The sequence below is a fragment of the Alteromonas sp. KC3 genome, assembly GCF_016756315.1.
Taxonomy (GTDB): Bacteria; Pseudomonadota; Gammaproteobacteria; order Enterobacterales; family Alteromonadaceae; genus Alteromonas.
The window spans coordinates 1,257,065-1,272,016 of record NZ_AP024235.1; the positions used below are offsets into that span (position 1 = coordinate 1,257,065).

Annotated in this window: 17 protein-coding genes; 9 read left to right on the forward strand and 8 right to left on the reverse strand. The window is 42.7% G+C overall.

Going from position 1 to position 14,952, the window contains the following annotated elements; translation table 11 throughout:
• The first annotated feature begins 67 nt into the window (after positions 1 to 67).
• Entirely contained in the window at positions 68 to 1,045 is a 978-nt protein-coding gene (locus JN178_RS05590; RefSeq protein WP_202264339.1) for a GGDEF domain-containing protein, read from the forward strand.
• An 18-nt stretch (positions 1,046 to 1,063) separates the two neighbouring features.
• Here the strand turns inward: JN178_RS05590 and JN178_RS05595 are convergent, their stop codons facing one another.
• On the reverse strand, positions 1,064 to 1,420 hold the full coding sequence (locus JN178_RS05595) for a MerR family transcriptional regulator (RefSeq protein WP_202264341.1): 357 nt from the start codon (positions 1,418 to 1,420) through the stop codon (positions 1,064 to 1,066).
• A gap of 61 nt (positions 1,421 to 1,481) precedes the next feature.
• On the opposite strand from JN178_RS05595, the gene JN178_RS05600 reads away from it, so the two are divergent.
• Complete coding sequence (locus tag JN178_RS05600) at positions 1,482 to 2,246, forward strand: MBL fold metallo-hydrolase (protein ID WP_202264343.1); 765 nt, start codon at positions 1,482 to 1,484, stop codon at positions 2,244 to 2,246.
• Positions 2,247 to 2,275: 29 nt separating this feature from the next.
• Here JN178_RS05600 and JN178_RS05605 read toward each other — a convergent pair whose 3' ends face one another.
• Positions 2,276 to 3,130, reverse strand: a complete 855-nt coding sequence (locus JN178_RS05605; protein ID WP_202264345.1) for a LysR family transcriptional regulator — start codon at positions 3,128 to 3,130, stop codon at positions 2,276 to 2,278.
• 138 nt (positions 3,131 to 3,268) lie between these two features.
• Between JN178_RS05605 and JN178_RS05610 the strand changes: the two genes are divergently transcribed.
• Positions 3,269 to 3,943 carry an FMN-dependent NADH-azoreductase gene (locus tag JN178_RS05610; protein WP_202264347.1) on the forward strand — a complete coding sequence of 225 codons (675 nt, stop codon included), beginning with the start codon at positions 3,269 to 3,271 and terminating at the stop codon, positions 3,941 to 3,943.
• Positions 3,944 to 4,012: 69 nt separating this feature from the next.
• Here the strand turns inward: JN178_RS05610 and JN178_RS05615 are convergent, their stop codons facing one another.
• Positions 4,013 to 4,585: a hypothetical protein gene (locus JN178_RS05615; protein WP_202264349.1), complete on the reverse strand. Its 573-nt coding sequence runs from the start codon at positions 4,583 to 4,585 to the stop codon at positions 4,013 to 4,015.
• Positions 4,586 to 4,782: 197 nt separating this feature from the next.
• On the opposite strand from JN178_RS05615, the gene JN178_RS05620 reads away from it, so the two are divergent.
• The gene (locus JN178_RS05620) at positions 4,783 to 5,730 is read left to right on the forward strand and encodes a DUF2167 domain-containing protein (protein WP_202264351.1); all 948 of its coding nucleotides are present in this window, start codon (positions 4,783 to 4,785) and stop codon (positions 5,728 to 5,730) included.
• A gap of 40 nt (positions 5,731 to 5,770) precedes the next feature.
• Here the strand turns inward: JN178_RS05620 and JN178_RS05625 are convergent, their stop codons facing one another.
• Positions 5,771 to 6,817, reverse strand: a complete 1,047-nt coding sequence (locus JN178_RS05625) for a PLP-dependent cysteine synthase family protein (protein ID WP_202264353.1) — start codon at positions 6,815 to 6,817, stop codon at positions 5,771 to 5,773.
• Positions 6,818 to 7,076: 259 nt separating this feature from the next.
• Between JN178_RS05625 and JN178_RS05630 the strand changes: the two genes are divergently transcribed.
• A complete protein-coding gene (locus JN178_RS05630) occupies positions 7,077 to 7,346 on the forward strand; it encodes a hypothetical protein (RefSeq protein ID WP_202264355.1) in 270 nt (89 codons plus the stop codon).
• Positions 7,347 to 7,406: 60 nt separating this feature from the next.
• Positions 7,407 to 8,591 carry an endonuclease/exonuclease/phosphatase family protein gene (locus tag JN178_RS05635; protein ID WP_202264357.1) on the forward strand — a complete coding sequence of 395 codons (1,185 nt, stop codon included), beginning with the start codon at positions 7,407 to 7,409 and terminating at the stop codon, positions 8,589 to 8,591.
• Between the two features lie 65 nt (positions 8,592 to 8,656).
• Here the strand turns inward: JN178_RS05635 and JN178_RS05640 are convergent, their stop codons facing one another.
• Entirely contained in the window at positions 8,657 to 9,508 is an 852-nt protein-coding gene (locus JN178_RS05640; protein WP_202265918.1) for a DUF417 family protein, read from the reverse strand.
• Between the two features lie 182 nt (positions 9,509 to 9,690).
• On the opposite strand from JN178_RS05640, the gene JN178_RS05645 reads away from it, so the two are divergent.
• Entirely contained in the window at positions 9,691 to 10,101 is a 411-nt protein-coding gene (locus JN178_RS05645; RefSeq protein WP_202264359.1) for a hypothetical protein, read from the forward strand.
• A 45-nt stretch (positions 10,102 to 10,146) separates the two neighbouring features.
• On the opposite strand, the gene JN178_RS05650 is transcribed toward JN178_RS05645, so the two are convergent.
• Positions 10,147 to 11,040: a LysR family transcriptional regulator gene (locus JN178_RS05650; protein WP_202264362.1), complete on the reverse strand. Its 894-nt coding sequence runs from the start codon at positions 11,038 to 11,040 to the stop codon at positions 10,147 to 10,149.
• A gap of 99 nt (positions 11,041 to 11,139) precedes the next feature.
• On the opposite strand from JN178_RS05650, the gene JN178_RS05655 reads away from it, so the two are divergent.
• Both JN178_RS05655 and JN178_RS05660 read left to right on the forward strand, forming a co-directional pair.
• The gene (locus JN178_RS05655; RefSeq protein WP_232369701.1) at positions 11,140 to 12,003 is read left to right on the forward strand and encodes an SDR family oxidoreductase; all 864 of its coding nucleotides are present in this window, start codon (positions 11,140 to 11,142) and stop codon (positions 12,001 to 12,003) included.
• A 102-nt stretch (positions 12,004 to 12,105) separates the two neighbouring features.
• Entirely contained in the window at positions 12,106 to 12,546 is a 441-nt protein-coding gene (locus JN178_RS05660; protein ID WP_202264364.1) for a DUF2177 family protein, read from the forward strand.
• 62 nt (positions 12,547 to 12,608) lie between these two features.
• Here JN178_RS05660 and JN178_RS05665 read toward each other — a convergent pair whose 3' ends face one another.
• Together JN178_RS05665 and JN178_RS05670 are read right to left on the reverse strand one after the other, a co-directional pair.
• Complete coding sequence (locus JN178_RS05665; RefSeq protein WP_202265922.1) at positions 12,609 to 13,664, reverse strand: fatty acid desaturase family protein; 1,056 nt, start codon at positions 13,662 to 13,664, stop codon at positions 12,609 to 12,611.
• A gap of 7 nt (positions 13,665 to 13,671) precedes the next feature.
• The gene (locus JN178_RS05670) at positions 13,672 to 14,805 is read right to left on the reverse strand and encodes an FAD-binding oxidoreductase (RefSeq protein ID WP_232369702.1); all 1,134 of its coding nucleotides are present in this window, start codon (positions 14,803 to 14,805) and stop codon (positions 13,672 to 13,674) included.
• Positions 14,806 to 14,952: the final 147 nt, after the last annotated feature.

Below are 14,952 nucleotides of genomic sequence, written 5' to 3' on the forward strand. Positions count from 1 at the left end.
AATCTAAAATAAAAAACTTTAGACTTTAAACTTTCGTAGTACCTGATTCGATAGAACGGAGGCTTTGATGTTCGACAGACTATTTGACGGTAGTCTAATGCCACATGGTCATTGCTTACTTTGGCGGTGGGATTTGTTGTTTCTGCATCTCGGTGGCGATTTGATGACAGTTGTCGCATATTCAGTAATCCCCCTTGGTATTTTCTATTTCCTATATAAACGAAAAGACATCAAATTTGATGGTTTAGCAGCCTTATTCGCTTGCTTTATCGCATTTTGTGGCTTGTCGCATTTAGCTGGTATCGTCAATATCTGGAATGGCTACTATTTTATAGAAGGAGCAATTAAGTTCGCTACGGGTTTGGTATCAATAGTAACGGCCTACTATTTGTGGAAACTGATGCCCGTTTTTATCAACATACCAAGCATTACTATGTTGAAAGAGCGTAATAAAGCGTTAGAAGAACTTAAAGCACAGCTAGAAGAAGCTAACCACTCTCTTGAAGAAAAGGTAAAAGAGAGAACATTAGAATTGGAACAGCAAGCTAACACTGACGCAGTGACCGGTGTTGCCAGTCGCTTTTGTATTATGGAAACGCTTAATCACAACTGTGGGCTTTTCGAACGGTACGGCCGTCCTTTTTCAATTCTGATGATAGACGTAGACCACTTTAAGGATGTAAACGATACCCATGGCCACCAAGCAGGTGATGAGGTGCTATCGCTAATGGCAGAATGTATTTCAAATAATATCCGCTCAGTTGACGCCATTGGCCGTTATGGCGGTGAAGAGTTTCTAGTTATATTGCCAGAAACGCCACAGAACATCGCTATCGATCTCGCTGAGCGCATACGAACAGGTGTTGAAAAACTGTCTTTGCCCTTTGAAATAGAAGTCACCTGTAGTGTTGGCGTGTCGACTATGACACAAGGTTTGTCAGATGATGGTTTAGTAAGCCAAGCAGATCACGCCTTATACACAGCTAAACGTTCAGGCCGAAATCAGGTTGTTGTATTCGAGGAAAGTATGTCTGAAAGCCCTTAGAACTGTAGTTAGAATTTCCTACTCTTCTCGATTATCAGATTTTCGTTTTAGCATCTCTTCGATAATGGCCACTTTTTTCCTATCTGATTCTATGCGATTTAGGAAGAAGTCTTTTTTTGCAAACAGTGCGCTTTCAAGGTTTGGGCAAAGTTTACCTAGCTCAATAAGGGTTCTATATCCCGCTTGAATTTCTGATAACGAGAAACCAATTGCTTTGCCATTGCTCACAAATGAAAGCTGTTTAACATGCAGCTCCGTGTAGATTCTATATCCATTGTCGCTGCGTTTAGGTGCAGTGATAATGCCCTCTTTTTCATAAAATCTTATGGTATCTCTTGATAGTCCGGTGCGTTTTTCGAGTGTTGAAATATTCATAACTATAGGTTGACTGTGGACTTACTCCATACTTTAGCATGTAAAAAAAGATGGAGGGAACATGAAAATTACACAATTACGAAACGCGACAATACTTATATCATTTGATAAACAAACCATTATTGTAGATCCAATGTTAGCGAAAAAGGCAACGCTCCCTAAACTGCGTTACTTTAAAAGCAACAAGAAAAACCCATTGGTAGACATACCCGAAAGCTTTAAACAGTTACGAAACACCGTTAGTGCTGCACTCGTTACACACTGTCAAAAGGGCCACTTTGACCATCTAGATAGAGCCGGAGTCAAATGGCTGGCTGAAAATCAAATTCCTACTTTTTGTACTCGTCGAGACGAGAATTATCTCGCTAAGAAAAAAATACTGACGCAAGCATTACCTAACCACAGTAACCCATTTTTTGAGGGGAAAATTACGCTTATACCTGCAACACATACGCGTGGATGGTTGTCACCATTTATGGAGCATGGAACGGGATATTTTATAGAACTCCCTTCTCACCCCTCTCTTTACCTAATGGGGGATACCGTACTCACCGACACGATAAGAGATTTCATTAGAAGCTATCAGCCTGATTACATAGTAGCTCCCACTGGAAAAGCGCAGTTTGATATTGGTGCTCCTTTACTGCTGGACGAACAAGAGATAATTGAATTGTTTACATTATCCAATGGAACCATCATCTGTAATCACATGGAGGCACTTGACCACTGTCGTATTTCAAGGGAAGGCTTGAAAAAGCTTTTGGCGTTGTCAGGAATAAAGAGCAGATACAAAATACCAAAAGATGGAGAAACACTTATATTATGAGGCTAACAAATTTTTGAGCATAGAGTGAATTAGCGCACTTCAAGCACGCTCTCTAACCATTCAATAAACTTTACATTGTGCCGTGAAGTGAGCGCTTCTTTGTTTGCGATATAGTAGCAAAGCGACGAGTTTACAGCAGTGGTGTGCGCCTCGCTAAGTACGCCTGATGCGAGATAGTTCTGGGCGAGCGTTTGTGAACAAAAAACGTAGGCATTTTCTAGGAGTGCTTGTTGAATCCCGAAAAGTTCTTGGTCGAAGTACTTTACGCTTAATTGTTGATGGTCAAGGTTATTGGCGAGGATCCACTCTTGTAAAGGGACTTTAGGCAGTGCGCTGTTTTTCCATTCTGTTGTATAGATAGATAATTGGCGTCTGTGGCTGAAGTCTAGCTCTGCGTTAGGGCCGCAAAATAGATTAAATCGTTCACGCTTAAGCATGTCCGAAGGTATCTGTTTATCAATATCACCTAGCCTTATTGGCAACGTAAATTTACTGGCTTCAATATTTTCGCCACTGGTTATGTTTACCTTGATTTCAGGGTGTTCAGTGTAGAACTGCTGTAGTGCAGGAATAAGAACAAGTGCCGCAAATGAAGAGGTAGTAGCAATATTAATGTCTTTTTCGCTGGCAACAACCGTTTCAAGTGCAATAGCAATAGTAGCAAACCCTTGAGTAGCCGCTGATGACAGCACTTTGCCGTTGTCGGTTAATGCTATCTGTCTAGCACGCCTGACAAATAACGTTGTGCCTAATCGTTGTTCAAGATTAGTTATGTGGTGAGATACTGCTGTGGGGGTTAGCGATAACTCTTCAGCAGCACGCTTAAAGCTGCCGAGCCTAGCAGCTGCTTCGAAGGCTTTAAGGGCAGGTAAGGACACTTGCATAGGTTTTCTCTACTTGTGCTACTTGAATGCTAAAAGATAGGTGATTTTTATTCACCTGTAAATGCGTATTAGTCGTTTGTCAGCTAGTGGCGTAAGCGCAAAAATAAAACACATATTTAACAGCTGAGGACTTCTAAAATGAGTGTTTTATTACATGTTGATTCAAGCGTCAGAAATATCTCGAACGCCAACCCCGATCATAATTCTATTTCCAAAAATCTAGCTAAGCAGTTAGTTTCAGCACTTCGAGAACATAATGCTATAGATGAGTATATTTATCGTGATGTCGGTGTGAACCCTCCGGGTTTTATTACCCAAGAATGGATTGGTGCCGTATTTACACCAGAGCTACAGCAAACGCCACAGCAGCGCGAATTGTTGCTTCAATCGAATACTTTAATAGACGAAGTTGAAAGGGCCGATATCATCGTCATCTCTTCACCCATGTACAATTACGGTATGCCTGCTCAGCTAAAGGCATGGTTTGATCAAATTATTCGTATTAATAAAACGTTTGATTTCGATCTGTCTCGTGGCGATAAGCCTTTGGCTCCTCTCTTTTCTGGTAAAACCCTTGTGATAGTAACGTCAAGCGGAGAGTTCGGGTTTGAGAAAGGAGGAGTTAACGAAAAGGCCAGTCACTTGGTTCCTCATCTTCGCACGTTAAGCCGTTATTTAGGCGTAGAAAATATCTATGAAGTTGCCTCGGAATATCAAGAGTTTGGTGATGCACGACATCAAGCGTCTTTGAATAATGCCAGAATTAAAGTGGGCGACATCGCGTTGCGGTTAGCTAAACAGGTTGGTTTGTAACTGTAATAATCGTAGCCATGAAAAAGGTCGTGAAATGGGGTGAGAGGTGAAATTACTCGTTATGTGAATTTACTTCTCGCTCGGTTCGTTTTTTGACGCAAAAGAACTTAATTCGCCGTAGGTTGCGACATGAGCTTCTTCGTACTTCCGTTTGGCAGCGTTTAAGTTAACTAAGGCCTCCTTGAATACACTGTTTTTTTGCGCAAGTTCATAGACTAACGTTGCTTTTAACTTTTCAAGTTCTCCAATTTCAGCAGTTCCCATTTCCGCTGAAGCTTGAGCAAATGATGCTCTTTCCATAAACGAGTTTGAGCGATTGGACACCATTTCTTGTTTGAAAAGCGTATTTCTAATTCTAATTTCAAAGGCATTTTGGCAGACAGTATACGTTAAACGTGAATTCCGACGCTTCTTTTTCTCACAGACATAATGTAAATCAGAGTCGCCAACTAACGTGTTAAACGTGTCAAATACAGCAAATGTTGCGGCTTCGTATTGTTCACGCAGAAGTGTAAGTGGTTTTGACGTTGTTACTTCTATCACTTCAACCTGAGTGTCAGGCCTAGTAGGTAGGTTATTTGCTAGTGCCGAAAATGAACCTAACACACTGATGAGTACTATGCCCGTTGTCTTGAACATCATCCTGATACCTTATTTCCATTGACCTCATCAGTGTAGCAATCAGCTCAACAGTTTTCCAAGCCATACTCTTAAAAGACGCTAAACAAAAAATTGACAAGGTGGGTTATCTAATAGACATTAGCGAATAGAGGTAATAGCGATTTTTGTGTTGCTGTGCCTGAATTGTCTAATACTTATAAGAATAACAGGGATGTCCTATGAAAAAGTCCTTTATTGCATCTGGGCTTGGCTCAATGCTCTTTTTATCAACCGCACTATATGGGCAAGCATTAGAAACTGAAACGCCGAATGAGGTTGTAGAGCCTGTCGCCGCACTATCCGAAGATGAAATTAAACATCAAGAATACCTGAAATGGGCAGAAGAGTTTGAAGCGTCGCTCACTTATCAAACTGGGAAAATTACACTGCCAGGCGGTAAGGCAACACTTAACGTACCCGAAGATTACTATTATCTGTCACCACAAGATACAAAGCGTGTACTAGAAGAAGCATGGGGTAATCCGGAAGGGGAGCCTATGCTTGGAATGTTATTTCCGCAGGAATACCGCGTACTCGATAGTGCATCATGGGGCGTTACCATAGAATATGCAGAAGATGGTTATGTTTCTGACGAAGATGCAGAAGATATAGATTATGATGATCTTCTAAAAGAAATGAAAAGTGATACTGCTGAAGAGTCTGAATGGCGCTTAGAGCAGGGCTACCCCAGCATTGAGTTAGTTGGGTGGGCTGAGCAGCCTTACTACGATGCGAATACACATAAGTTGTATTGGGCTAAAGAGCTTATTTTTGGCGGAAATGAAGCGCATACCTTGAATTACAATGTTCGAGCTCTGGGTAGACAAGGTTATTTGGTAATGAATTTTATTGCCAATATGGGACAACTCGAAGAAGTTAACGCAGCCCGAGACGAAGTGCTCGCAATGGTCAGCTTTAACGATGGCCATAAATACAGCGAGTTCGATCCTGACATCGACAAGGTTGCTGCTTATGGCATAGGTGGACTTATAGCGGGTAAAGTACTTGCCAAAACTGGCTTTTTAGCACTGGCTCTGGTGTTTCTGAAAAAGTTCTGGTTTGTAATATTGCTGCCGTTGTATTGGTTGAGAAATAAGATATTTGGTAAAAAAGAAACGGCCGAGTAAGTCGGGAGTTGCTTTCAAATATTGTGGAATAAAGGTGGCGCTAAGCCACCTTTATTTTTTGTAAGTGCTCATCATACTCTTCGGTTGGACCTATTTCGCTGCTAACCCAATCAGCATTGTAATAGGTATTTGAATAGCGCTCTCCACTGTCACACATGAGCGTAACGATAGATCCAGATTCCCCTTTTTCTATCATCGAGGCGGCAACCTGTAATGCGCCCCACAAATTAGTCCCCGTCGAAGGGCCAGCTTTAATCCCCATCGTGTTGTTGAGCCAGTGCATCGTAGCGATACTGGCTGCATCTGGCACTCGCATCATAGAATCAATAACGTCGTGCTGGAATGAAGCCTCTACCTTTGGGCGTCCTATGCCTTCAATTCGGCTGCCTCTGCTGGCGGTAAGCGTTGAATCTCTTTGCTGATAGCTATCAAAAAAGACACTGTGTTCTGGGTCAACAACCATAAGCTTAGAGGGTAAGCCCTTGTAACGAATATATCGACCTATAGTCGCAGACGTACCACCAGTACCTGCACTCATCACGACTGTGTGAGGAATTGGGTGAGGTTCTGCTTTCATTTGTTCAAATATTGACTCGGCAATATTATTATTTCCTCGCCAGTCTGTCGCACGTTCTGCAAACAAAAATTGGTCCATGAAATACCCGTTTAGCTGCTGTGCAATACGCTGAGCTTCACAGTGCATTTGCGTTGGACACTCAACAAAATGGCATGTACCACCATATTTTTCAATAAGCGCAATTTTACTTTGCGCCGTCGAACGGGGCATAACGGCGACAAACGGAACACCAATCATTTTGGCAAAGTACGCTTCTGATACGGCGGTACTGCCAGATGACGCCTCTATTACCGTGGTATTTTGATTAATTTTTCCGTTACATAATGCATATAGAAAAAGCGAGCGAGCCAAACGGTGCTTTAAGCTGCCGGTAGGGTGGGTGCTTTCATCTTTCAAATAGATATCTACACCCTGAAGCGTAAGTTGTTCTAGCTTGATTAAATGCGTGTCCGCAGAGCGTTGGTAATCTGCATTTATGGTTTTTATGGCTTTCGTTACCCAGTCTGACATTATTTCTCCCCTGCGTTTTTGTCTAAGGCCTGTTGGTCTTTACTGTGTAACAAACATCAACAGGTCCTAGCTACAATATCAATGTTGGATGAGTAAAAACGCCTAAAAAATTATGGTTTGAAGGATGTTTTAAGGTAAAAATTTCTTCGTATGGCTAAAAGTGTAGTGATTTTTTTTAGTGTGTGTTTTTTGTTCATTGTCTTTTCTGAAAATAAACCCATTACATATATCACACAAAGCTGCGGGTGCTGGGAGCAACATGAGTTTAGAAACGTATACAATTTTGATGAGTTTATTGGTATGTCTGGGCACACTTCTTAGTCTTGGCTTCTTTGCACTGATGTACAAATGGGCAAAAAAGCAAAAAGGAGCGGCAATGGCCTTTGGCATGTTAGTTCAAATGTTTTTACCCGATCCTAAAGTAGAGCAAACCATAGAGATGGTGGTTGAGTCGAAAAAAGAAGTGAGTGGTGAGCGAGAAGCTGATAACACCTCAAATGAAGGGGACACAGAGGAATGGAAATCTTAAACTAGAACAGATTTGACGACCCTGATATCTTAAATATTCCTTCACTGCACTGGTCATCTTATGAAAACAAAAGCATTTTTTATGCTCTTCTCAATAATGCCGTTTATGCTTGTTGCGCAAACGCTCAAGGTAGCTACATTCAACGTAAGTATGGAGTCGACTAATTACAAGTCATTGGGCATGGCGCCAAGCGAAAAAGTACTGGCGCACATACTAAGTAATGGCGAACACCCCCAAGTTAGAAATATTGCTGAAATTATTCAACGCGTTCGGCCTGACATTATTTTACTCAATGAATTTGATTACATTAAGGACAAGAATAAGGGCATTAATGCGTTTGTGAAAAACTACTTGAATGTGTCTCAGGCGCAGCAGCAACCCATTGACTATCCGTATACGTACATAGCGCCTGTCAACACGGGCGCACCGACACCCTTTGACCTCGACAATAATGGTAAAGTCGAGCGGTTTGGCGGCGATGCCTTTGGCTACGGCTTGTATGAAGGGCAATATGGAATGGCACTGCTGTCGAAATACCCAATAGATGAAACTCACGTGCGCACCTTTCAATTTTTCAAATGGCACCATATGCCGCACCCGCAAAAGCCATTTTTACCTAGCGCAAGCGGCGAGATGGAAGAGAGCGAGTCGTGGTATGACGAAGAAGAATGGGCAGCTTTTCGACTTAGTTCTAAGTCTCATTGGGATGTGCCCATTAACGTAGGTGATCAGGTTGTACATATATTGGCGATGCACCCAACCCCACCTAACTTCGATGGTGAAGAAGACAGAAACGGCAAGCGCAATGCCGATGAAATAAGGTTGATGGCCGATTATCTAACGCCCGATAAAGGAATCTATATTTACGATGATAATAGCAACAAAGTCACTTTAGAAGCGGACTCGCGTTTTGTTCTTGTTGGTGATTTTAATGCCGCAGATATTGGCGATAAATACCGTGAAGGAGTGATTGAGCAGTTAACTAATAGCCCGTACGTCAACAATAGCGTGATCCCGAAAAGTGCCGGCGGTGCTCAATCATCTGCAGAAACCTACAGTGAACGTTACACCGCCTATTGGGGGGCTAGAGCGGATTATGTACTACCTTCTTCATACGGTTTTGAGGTTGTTGACGCCGGTGTGTTTTGGCCCGCGAAAACAAGTGATCTACATAGGTTAGTTAAAGATAGACAGGCAAGTTCAGATCACCGATTAGTTTGGACAACACTTTCGCTGTCACAATAGGCAGTTACAGCACATGAAAGGGCGGGCGGCGGTTAAGCGCCTTTCGCCCGCAAAAAGTGTGTTTGTTAGTTGCGACTTTTAGTCGCGCTGGTCCAAAGCGTGTAATACCCCACTACAACTAAATTTGCTATAAACCAAAGATCTTTAATCACAAATTGTCCTAGGCGATTAAAAATCGTCTCGCTGCTAAGCGTATCTGGAACCGTAAATATAAAGGTTTGCGTCATCAAGAAAACTGACAGGGCAGCAAGTCCACTTACTTTGATGATAGTTTTCTGATTGAGCAATAAACCAATACCTAATGCGAGGGCAAAAAAGACATCGAATACACCAATAACATTTGACGCACCTTGAACACTAAATAGTGTATACAACCATGACATGAAGGGTGATGTTTCGATAAGTCCCACTATGCCGTTTGCTTCAAATTCATAAAATTTCATGCCACCAATCCACAAAAGCACCATAGCCACGGGGACATAGTTTGCCCACGCCAGTTGCTTATCGGTAAACTTATGCCGATAAAAAAGAAAGAAAAACAACGGGAAAACAGCAACGTATTTAATAATGCCCTGACCGCTGCCAATAATAGGGAACCCTCCAAGGTCTGCCATCCATCTACTCGGCGAAAGTAAGGTTAATAGTGGTATGCTTACGATGATAAATGTAAATAAGGTAGCGAGTTTTATTGAGACGAGCTTGAGCCTAGCGGCTACCGCTAAAAGAGCGATCATCAAAAACGCTACACCTGCAATAACACCCATTGTGGCGTCTGAAAACGCACTTGATAGTCCGTAAAAATGGAGTGTCGCTTTTATTGAGCCAGGGCTGGCGCCAAGCAAAAATGTCAGCCCTAATAAGCCTAGGCTAAACACCAGTAAGAAAGTGACGAGATTTTCTGTCTGTTTAAGTGTCATCATTATTCCGCGTAGTACATCAGGCAAATATAGACCTTGCTCAATGCATTCATATTTCAATTATTTGCTCAAAAGCATCGTAAAAAGCCATATGCTTTGCGTTATTATTCATGTGATACAAGAACTTGTTAAGATTATGTGGTCATACTCTCATACACCCTAAATCACTAAAGGATATTGTAGTGCGACAATTATATTTATTGGGCCTGTTTTTATTAGGAGGATGTGGGGCACAAGCACCTGTCGATATGCCCAGCCCTCTAGAAATCGAAAAGCTTGAGTTTGAAGTGGACACATCGCTGCCGCTAGTTCAACAAGCTTACTCAATAGAAAGTGAGTCAGTCTGTGAAAAGCATAATGGACGATGGCAAAGAGTAGGCAGGCAACAGCAATATGCGTGCATTCTCGACACTCGTGATGGCGGCAAAGCCTGTTCAAGTAATAAAGAGTGTGAGGTTGGCTGTGTTGTGGCCAATAGTGAGGCCGTTGCCGGTGAGCACACAACAGGGATATGCCTTGAAAATACAGACCTATTTGGTTGTCGCGCGTATGTATCTAACGGCGTGGTAGAACCTACTCTGTGCGTCGATTGACGATATTAAATGAAGCCGTTGCGATAAGATACCGCAAGATTTAATCTAAAAGCGGCATCTCTCAATAAGGTAGTCGACGAGAGCTCGCGTTCTACTCGGTACGTGTTTGCGTGAAGGATAAACTAGCGTGAATAGTAAATTATCACTACTTATGCGTGGGCATATTCGAACTAAGTCACCACGTGCTACTTCTTGCTTCACAGTGGAAGGCAGTAATGTTGATATCCCAAGTCCAGTTTTTACCATCTCTTGTACCAAGTATGGTGAATTACAAAGTTCGTATTGCTGAGGGACAATTTCTATCGGGGAGTCGTCTAGCATCAAATATTGCATAGTGCGATTGTTTAGTTGGGAAAGTAAAATCCAACGGTGTTGCTGCAAAGACGCGATGTCATCTGGGGTGCCATATCTTAAGAGGTAATCAGGGCTTGCATATAATGCAAATCGCTCTTGGTATAATACTCGTCCAACCAAAGAGTCGTCTTTGGGTAGCCCGATGCGTAAACCGATATCAATATTTTCTGCAATCAAATCTAGCTTTTCATCACTGCTAATAATATGAAGTTCAATGTCTGGGTATCGCTGCTTGAATTCTGGAAGTAGCGGGAGCAAGAACTTGTGTGCAATATCGTTTGTAACGGTTATCGATACTCGACCTTTCGGTAACGATTGATTCAGGCTTTCATCAACATCATGCAGAATTTCATGGCACTTTTTTGCATGCTCATATATTGCCTTTCCCTCTTCGGTAAGGGCGAGTTGTCGCGTAGTGCGTTGTAGTAGGCGCACATTGAGTACCGCTTCAAGGTTAGCAACCTGCTCACTCACCCTTGAACGACTTGTATTAAGTCGTCTCGCGGCTTCTGCAAAGCTATTGCTGTCGACAACGGTCGCGAATATCGCAAGTCCCTTGAGTTGTGAAAATTCAATTGTACTCATTTTTATTACAATCCATTCTGAATTGGTCTACTTATCATAACAGTTTAAGGCGCACATAATGAAGCTGTGTTTGAAACAATGATTTGTAATGAAGAGGATATGAATATGATTGCTGTAACAGGAGCAAACGGTCAGTTAGGTCAAAAGGTTATCGATGCACTTTTAGTATCGCAAGCCCCACACAATATCGTTGCATTGGTGCGAAACCCAGACAACGCAAGCTCGCTTAAAGAGAAGGGGGTTGTAGTAAGAAAGGCAGATTACAACTTACCAGAAACGCTTACGGAAGCATTGGACGGCGTGAGTAAAGTACTATTGATATCAGGTACTGAATTTGGAAAGCGCGTCGAGCAACATAGAGCTGTTATTGATGCTGCTATTCGCCAAAATGTTTCACTTATTGCCTATACCAGTTTGATAAAAGCAAGCACGTCTCCACTATTGTTGGCACAAGAACACAAAGATACGGAAGCCTATTTGAAGGACGTAAACGCGCCTTTTGTCATATTGCGTAATGGTTGGTATACCGAAAACTATACTGAAAATGTGGCAAGTGTTTTGGCAATGGGGGCGGTTGCTGGTGCGGCTAAACAAGGCGTGATTTCTACAGCAAGTCGTCAAGATTACGCTGAAGCGGCCGCCGCTGTGTTGGTGACAAAGCAAGATTATGTAGGTAAAACACTAGAGCTTGCGGGTGATAGTGGCTTTACATTAAGTGAATACGCACAGGCAATATCAGAGGCGACTGGCAAGCACATCGATTTTATTGACATGGACGAGCAAGCATATCGGCAAGCACTTATTGACGCCGGTTTGCCTGAAGCGATGGCCGTTGCGATAGCTGATTCTGAGCATTACGCCGCAACAGGATGGCTTCACGATGACAGTCACACCTTGTCTGGTTTGATAGGAAGGCCGACTACATCATTGCAAGCCTCCTTAGACCGTGCCCTAAACAATTAGCTGACCCTCTATTGTAATTTTAGTAGGGCTATTGTTGTAAATAGTCCTATCGTGACACACTAACGTATTCCAATTACTAAGGTTGCAACAGGGAGATGTTAGATGTTGTCTAAAATTATGCTCTATGCGAAGAGTATTTTTGCGTCGTTATTGGCGATTTTTGTTTGTTTTGCTGTGCTTGATTTCCTATGGCTTGGCGTTATTGCTGACAGTTGGTACCAAGCTGAAATGGCGCCATTGCTTCGCAGTGCGTTTATTACCTGGCCTTGGTTAGTCTTTTATCTGATGTATGGTTTTGTAGTATTTGTCTTAGCTGTGGTTGCCAATAGAGATAAGTCACTGCTTTATGCGGGCATAGATGGGGCTTTGTTAGGACTGGCGAGTTATGGCGCATACAACCTTACTGCCTACAGCATAATAGATGGGTTTACACTCTTTATCATGGCGATAGATTGGGGGTGGGGCACCTTTCTAACCAGTGCGAGTGCAATGGCGGGATGGCTTGGATTCCAACTGCTTCGCCACGATGCCCGCCCATCGTAGTTTGCTCAAGTAATTTTTCTCAAGTGACTTTGCTAAAACATTGGCATGCTTATTAAAAATGCCTAAGGAAAAGAATAGCGTATTATTCTTTTCACTACACTGGCGTACTGGCGCATGAAGCTGCCAGTATTGTAATGCATGCCATGTTGCTTAAAAATTTCCCGTACCTTTGGTGCCATTTCTCTATAGCGTTTAGCAGGAATATCTGGAAAGAGGTGGTGCTCGATCTGAAAGCTCAAATGACCCGTTAGCACGTGAAATAGGTTACCACCTTTAATGTTTGACGACCCCAGTGCTTGTCGATAATACCATTGACCCTGCGTTTCATTTTTACAATCTGCCTCGCTAAAGGTTTCCACATCGCCCGTGAAATGGCCACAGAATATGATGGTTGATGTCCATAGATTACGAAGTAGATTTGCTACGAGATTACCCGTTAGTACCCATAAGAATAAAGGGCCAGCTAGAAGTGGGAAGAGCACATAATCTTTGGCTAGTTGGCGAGCGCCTTTACTAAAAAAACGCCTCTTTAATTCTTTGTGCGTCAGCGTGTTTTTTCGATTCTCCTTTTTCTTACCAAAAAATACGCGCTCAGCGGCCATTTCGTGATAAGACACGCCCCACTGAAACATTATGCTTAACACGGCGTAAGTCGCCAGTTGCCATAGGTTTTTTACTCGCCAGCGAAAATCATTGGAAAGGCGTAATAGGCCGTAGCCAAAATCACGGTCTTTCCCAATAATATTCGTGTACGTGTGGTGCTCATAATTGTGGACTCTATTCCAACTTGAACCATCGCAGGCAATATCCCACTCATAGGATTTTGAGTTGATATGCTTGTCATTCATCCAGTCATATTGACCATGCATAACATTGTGACCAATTTCCATGTTGTCGAGTATTTTTGCAGCGGCTAGGGACAATACGCCAATGACCCATAAAGCAGGCTGTAAAAAACCGAGCATTAATAGAATACGTCCCGTCCATTCGCAAAGCCTCTGAATGCGAATGATTCGACGGATATAGTTGGCATCTTCTTGGCCAAGTTTGCGCTTTACGTCAGCTTTCAACTCATCAAGCTGTACGGCGAGTAGATCAAAATTGGGCTGAGTTGACATTTTCTTTTCACAAATTGTTGTTGAAGTAGAAGCCACCGTGTGGTCCGGTTGTGGTTGTTCTCGAAGAACGGTCGTGCTCATGCTTGTAACTCCAAATCGGTAGCAGCTTGCGATACACAGAGTTGAATAAGCTGCTCTGCGCTGTCTGATAATTCACCTGTGCGAACGTCGCGCACAACACCGCTTTTCTTAATACACTGACATTGGTGACAAATACCCATGCCACAGCCATAACTAACGGGGCATCTGCTTTTTGTAGCTGTGTTAGCAGTGTTTCCGTATTACTCACAGTCAGTGTGGTCTTGTTGTGTTTAACGATAAGCTGTTGTTTCGGCGAATTAGTGTTGTCAGTTAGATGCGGGAATGCGACAAAGTGCTCACTATCAACCGGTACGTTAATCAACTTGGCGGTCTGTGCCACTTGTTGATACAGCTCGAAAGGACCACATACCATCCAGTGCGAAGTGCCATGTTGGGCAAGATAAGGTTCTATATCGCCGTCATGCATCCGGCTTAGCAATTGAAAGCTGAAAGATTCATTGTGGTTTGCAAATTCGGTTAACTCTTCAACCAAAAGGTGCTCATGTGGTTTGGCATAGTAAATAAGATGAATGGACTGTTTATCCTCTAGGCTACCTTTTTTATTGGCTTGATAGTCCTCTAGCATCGCGAGAAATGGGGTTATGCCAGACCCGCCAGCAATCATCAGCACTGATTTACCATGTGGAAGTGAGAACGAACCCATCGGGGGCGAAATGTTTACCCATTTACCCTTGCTAAAGTTGCCCAGAAAAGGCGTGAGTGCTCCATCATCTTTTACTTTAATAATAAGACGAATAACGCCTTGACTCTTTCGTGTCGTTGTACCGCATGCGATGGTAAAAATGCGTGTGATTAGTTTCCCATCAACCTCAACGGTCAACGCTATGTGCTGCCCAGCCTTATGTATTGGCCATTTTTTTTCTGGCGACAGCGTTAACTGAACGACATCTGCTCTTAGACTTTTAAACGCTACTACTTTTGCCCGGTAATAGCTATCGCGCCACGCTGGAAGGAATAATTGAATGATGGGCTCCCAATACCCCTTCCACGTTTTGTGATGAAAAAGCTGATGAGTAATTTTGTTGAAAATAGCATTCACGGCGTCTGTCACACCTAAAAAGACGAAAATTAAATTTGAGCGCACATGTGTACGCTGATTGAGCGAACAAGTGTAAGCTTAAATGAAAAAAGATCAAGTGAATTGTTTTGTGTTCATGCTGTGTAGATAGTGTGCAAACGAATGAGA